We start from the raw sequence: 5,317 nt of genomic DNA on the forward strand, positions 1-5,317 counted from the left end.
GACTACGAGGCTTTGCTGCCCTGGCGACTGAATCCAACCATAGCCTGACGTATGTCGCATGGCAATGCGCAAGGGACGCCGTCTAATGCGCGCTTACGACGTCGCAACGCCGCGGGCCTGCACGCAGCCTCACGCTGCCCGATTGTTCGGTAAGCTTGATGCTTATTCCAGTCGCGTGCGTTTGTTGCCACCACACCCCGCTCAAGCAGATATCAGCGACTAGTGACACCGGGATGTTTTCTCGAAGAAACGCGCATGCCCCCCGTATCGAGTAGGCGTATTTCAGACGTGATTCTCGCGGGACTCTGGGGGCTGTGGTTGCGAAAACTCAAGGACCACCGCGTTCGCCGGAACGGCGTCGAGTTCTATCACCGTGTCAGAAATTTCCTTGTATTCCTTCCAGAAGCGCTCCAGCGCACCGATGCCGCCCGCGAGCTGGACGGCACGGATCAACGCGGCATGCGCCGCCACCATACGCCTGAGTTTTAGCTGAAGCGCCTGAGTCTCCGGCGTTTGATGTACGCCGACATGCTTTACCGCGGCGGGTGGTCCTGATGGCGATACGAACCCAGCTGCGATGGACCGGGCGTGCTGCTGCTGTTGACGCGCGGCCGTGATGAGCGCTATGCGCTCTTCGTTACGTGTAAAGGCCGACGCATTTTTCAGCTCGGGATGCCGTCGCGCAACCTCCCGGACGGTGACATCGACGTTACCGGACAGCAGTTGCTCAAGTACCTTTTTCAACCCGGCGTGGTTCGGGTCCTGAAGTCGTCTCATGCGAATAAATCCTTCTGGTTGCGATCGGCGTAATCGTCGCCCTCCGGAAAGACAGCCCAGTCCGGCTCGGAATCGAGCGCTGCTTGCACGCCCCGGATCAGCCGTTCAGCGTGCGTAATCTGGTTCTTTCGGCCTATGGTGCGCGCCGACTTTGCCTCGGCAGCGGCGCGCATTTCCACAAGGCGCCCGCGCAAGGTTTCCAAGGTGACGCGATGCTCGGGTAAGCCACTCGCGGCGAAATGCCGGCATCCGTCGAAGCACTTGAGATGTCTCGCGCACGGATTCATGGAAAAGCTGTTGGTGCAGAATCCATAGGGCGTCACGTGAAAGCCGTCTGAGTTCGCGGCCAGATACGCAAACGCAGCCTCATCCCCATGTTCTCCTTGGATTCGCTTAAACGACTGTCCAAGATGACTGGAAGCGGCGACGCCGCTCACCACCATTTTGGCCACCATCGCCTGCGTACTTCCTGGTGGAGCAAATGAGTTGCAAACGGCAGGGAGCTGAACAAACTTCAGCTTCTCTGCAAGGCTGCGATGGTCATACTCATAACTTTGCGCGACAGTGACGCGACCGAACTGGTGGGTGATCGCTGTATCAGGCACATCCTGACGAAAGAGTTCCGTATTCATGAGATGACGCAAGGCGTGTGGTTGAACGGAAAATTCCTTCGTCTGCGGAGACCGGCCGTACTTTCTGAAGAACGACAATGAGCCGTTGCCTGTGGCCCGCCCAAGCGACATGTAAACGCGAGGTGAGAGGGGCGTGCTGATCGCGGTGTCGGATGCGAGCGACTTTTGCAGCGGAAATTGGAAAACGCCACCCAGCGTCAGGAACAGTCTGTGCCACGTGCCGACCGTCCGGCCGGTGGAGGTCCGGAATGTTCGGATATCCGAGCACGGATAGATTTCGAGTCTTGACGACTGCGATTTCAGAAGCGCGCGAAGCGGCGCCGTCACAATCAACGTTTCGCTGACGGTGGCTTCGACCATGGCTTCAAACTTCGACGGCACGTAGTAATACTTCTCGACGAGCAGATCGGGAGCCCCGTTCCGCTGCTTTTCCGCGTAATAGCGCAGGCGCAGCGATCGACCGACACCACCGACATCGGCGACGTTTCTTCCGGTCACGACGTCGATGTGTTCATCCCAGACGAGGCAGTCATCCGGCAGGGTTAGTACCTCCGTGATGCGGAGGCCCGTAAGGATGACGAGCTTAAGGATCGCGAAAAACACGCCATCGTTGAACGACGTGGGTGTCTCCTGGAAGACTATACGTGTTAGTTCGAACAGCGCATCCTTGTCCGGCAACTTGTGTGCGCTCGCGCGCGCATGGAGATCTGGCAACAGTTCAATGTCCGTGGGCGTCACCAATTCCGGTTGAACCGGGCAATTCACCGATAGCAAGTTTTCGTCGATGATTCTGGCGACGACGGAAAAGTCGCGCTTCGCCTTCGCGCTCCACGGTTTCAGTGAGAGCACCGCCTCGAAATGCTCGCGCGAAAGTTCAAACGGTGGCACGACAGTGCAGGACAACAGGCGCCTGGCCGCCTTCGCAATGATCTGGGTACTGTCCGCGGTGCGGCCTCTCAGGCAGAGGCTGGCAATTGTCGCCTTGATGAAGTCCTGAGCGACTTCGGGAAGCACAGAACCCGACGGCAGGCGCGCTTTCGGCCATTGCGCGTTGATTGCCATCTCACGCACCTGGTCATCAATTCCGAACCCGACTGTTCCCGGGGAATGCCGGTCGTGGCTATTGTTCAGCTTTCGCAGGTCCCAGTCGCGGCTGTCAAGAGGAGTGCCGTTATCATCCAGCGGAATGTGCCATGACAGCCCTTTCGCTTCGACGGCCTGCCGCATGTTATCGACGAATAGCCGAAACGGTTCGGGGCGAAGAGGGGTTCGGGTTGAAAGTGCGGTCACCATCACTTTTCTTTCCCCGTCGGAAGCCGTTCGATGGCATCTAGCGCGTGCTGGGCACCGGACAGTGCGCGGCTGAGTTGACGATAGGCGGGATTCTCGTGCTGAACCCCATTTGCCAGATACACCCGGACTTGCTGACGCATGCCTTCGATTGCCTCCCTGTGCGGGACCGTATCGAGCGACGGCATGAATTTGCTACATCCATAGCATGATGTCACAGGGTTGTAGCTGCACTGACTTTGTCCCGCCCGACACAATCCGATGCCGGCGACGAGAGTCTCACCGACAATGCCGCCGATCTGCTGGTCTTCGTCTGCTGTAAGCATCTCTTCTAGCGTCACATATTCCTTACGGGCGATGCGGTGGATAGTCTTGTAAAGCCTGGAAGCGCCGAGCGCCGAGTTGATGAGCGCCGACTGCTGCAAACTGGCGCGAACATAGACGCGGGCGGAGTGCGTGCGTACGTGTCCCAGAAATTGTTGAATGCTCTTGCGCGAGTGTCCGGCATCGGCCAATGCCTGCGCGCCTGTATGTCGCAGTTGCGGTGCCGTGCAACCCAGAACCACGTTCGACAACTTGCAAAGAGCCTTTGCGCGAAACCAGAGTGTCGAGGAATTCGAGGACTCGAAGAGCCGGGATCGACCCGAACGCACGGCAGATGCATGAAGTCGCTCGACGATGGGAACCCACTCAGGTTTGACCTGGCGAAGTATCTCTAATTCTCTACCGTCCCTCTGCTTCGCAGCATGGAACGAGACAACGCACGCCAACTCGTTCGAGGCGTCCATGAAGAACCGGACATGTTCAAGATTCAGGCATAGGACCTGCACCGGGCGCACGCCGTGCTGGTAGATGAGCGCCAGCGCGGCCGCGCCTTCGAGATGCATGGAGGAAAGATTTGTATTTGTGACAGCCGCGTCCAGCACGTTGACTATGTCCGCCTGGAGTCCGGCGCTAACGATCATCTGGCGCCCCTCGATGAGGCCCGTCCGCCTGGCAACGCTCGCGTTCGCACGTGTAGCCATGCTGCTGACCAACGGCAACGTCCTGCTGCTCCAGTGACCGACATTGGCCTTGCACGCGAGCTTAAGAACCTTTTTGTTCAGTTCGGCCAGAGCCCTCGTGGTCACATGGACATCCCATGCGCTTCTTAGTTTCTCCGGATGCGTAAGGAGAAGTGCGGAGACGGTATTCCACGCCTGCACAAGCATGCGTCCGGTCTGATGTAGTGTGTTTGGACTTGCCCGCCCGCTGGTCAACAGAGCAAACCTTCTTTGAAGTGAACCGATTTCTCCGGTCGCAAAGACGATTGTTTCTGGATGGCCCTTGTAACTAAACGTCCACGTTTCGTCGTCTGCGCGTATCGCGTAGCTGGTATCGGTGTACTTGTCATAGATTGACAGCGCTACCGGTGCAATAGGCCACGTCCAGTCGAGAATCGAACGACCTTCGTCCGTATCGGCGAGAGTCGTGGTGCGGTCGACCGCCTGAGCTGATGATGGTTTCATGAAGGAAGTCCGCGAAGCAAGCGGACCCTGGCGTCGAAAAGCTGATTCCATGTACGGAGTAAATCTTCCTGAATTGCAGCGCGCGCATAATGTCCGGGCATCGTCGATCTGTCAGACCAACCGAAAAAGGCGCGCATTCGTTGGAACGTCAACTCCCGATCCGGCTCGTGTGCCATGAACACGGCGTATCGGGCCGTGGCACAGGTGTGTCTCAGGTCGTGCGGAGATATCCTTTCCTTGCCACCCGTGCGCTCAATGAACTGCGTCAATGCTTCCAAAGGGATAGCCTTTGATAGACGCTCAAAAATTTTGTTGATGGACTCAGCGGAGAGTGGGGCGCCACTGACCGCAGTAAAGAGGAATCCATGTTCGGCCGCAGCGTATCGATATGTCGATACGTACCGTTCTATAAGAATAGCGAGGTCTTCCGATACTGGTACCTGACGATGTGAATGATCGGTCTTCATGCCAGGCGCGCTGGAGCGCGGGTCGTATTCAGCTGTCGTTGTCACATCCAGCCAGTAAGCAGTTTCGCGTGTCTCAATGTCGACATCTGCTCTGAGTGAGCTGGTTTCAAGCAGCATCAACTCGCCCCGGCGCAACCCCGCGAGCAGTAAGAGGTTGACAATCAGCCAGTTTCTTTCTTGAACCGGCGCCCCCCGAAACGGATTAAGTTCGGAAGATGGCCTGGCAGCGTTGAGCAGATCAACCAGCGTGCTGGCGGGAATCGCCCGGATGAACTTGATTCGACCGCGGCGAGGTTGTCGAATTTTTCCCATCGCCCATAGGGCTGAGGACAGGGAACTCCACGCCCGACTAGATGGTGCGCGCTGCCGTGCGAGGCGCTGGACGAAATAGCGCACGCAGTCCCAGCGCTGCACGATTGTTGTTGTGTAGTCCGGGGACGATGTGATTTCCAGGTAGAAGGCTTCAACCAGTTGCCGGGTGCGTTCAGCGTCGCGGTGACTGATAGCTGAATCAAACGAGTCGAGCCCAAATCGGTCGTCACAGTGCGTATTCCGGCGAACGTGATCACGCATTTCGGCGGATGGTGATCACGGATTCCGAATGATCGTGATCACCCGTTCCGGTTGATCGTGATCGCTGATC

The 5,317-nt window shown here is 57.7% G+C and carries 4 protein-coding genes; all 4 read right to left on the reverse strand.

What is annotated here, in order from left to right; all coding sequences use genetic code 11:
* Positions 1-282: 282 nt before the first annotated feature.
* From QCE79_RS38760 to QCE79_RS38775, 4 genes are read right to left on the reverse strand one after another with little or no spacing between them, the layout of a single operon-like run.
* On the reverse strand, positions 283-777 hold the full coding sequence (locus tag QCE79_RS38760) for a hypothetical protein (protein WP_309854367.1): 495 nt from the start codon (positions 775-777) through the stop codon (positions 283-285).
* Complete coding sequence (locus tag QCE79_RS38765) at positions 774-2,702, reverse strand: hypothetical protein (RefSeq protein ID WP_309854372.1); 1,929 nt, start codon at positions 2,700-2,702, stop codon at positions 774-776. Before QCE79_RS38765 ends, QCE79_RS38760 begins: the two co-directional genes overlap by 4 nt.
* Entirely contained in the window at positions 2,702-4,207 is a 1,506-nt protein-coding gene (locus QCE79_RS38770) for a tyrosine-type recombinase/integrase (protein WP_309854375.1), read from the reverse strand. The genes QCE79_RS38765 and QCE79_RS38770 overlap by 1 nt, the downstream gene beginning before the upstream one ends.
* A complete protein-coding gene (locus tag QCE79_RS38775; protein WP_309854378.1) occupies positions 4,204-5,247 on the reverse strand; it encodes a tyrosine-type recombinase/integrase in 1,044 nt (347 codons plus the stop codon). Before QCE79_RS38775 ends, QCE79_RS38770 begins: the two co-directional genes overlap by 4 nt.
* Positions 5,248-5,317 lie beyond the last annotated feature (70 nt).

The sequence above is a fragment of the Caballeronia sp. LZ003 genome (assembly GCF_031451465.1).
Taxonomy (GTDB): Bacteria; Pseudomonadota; Gammaproteobacteria; order Burkholderiales; family Burkholderiaceae; genus Caballeronia.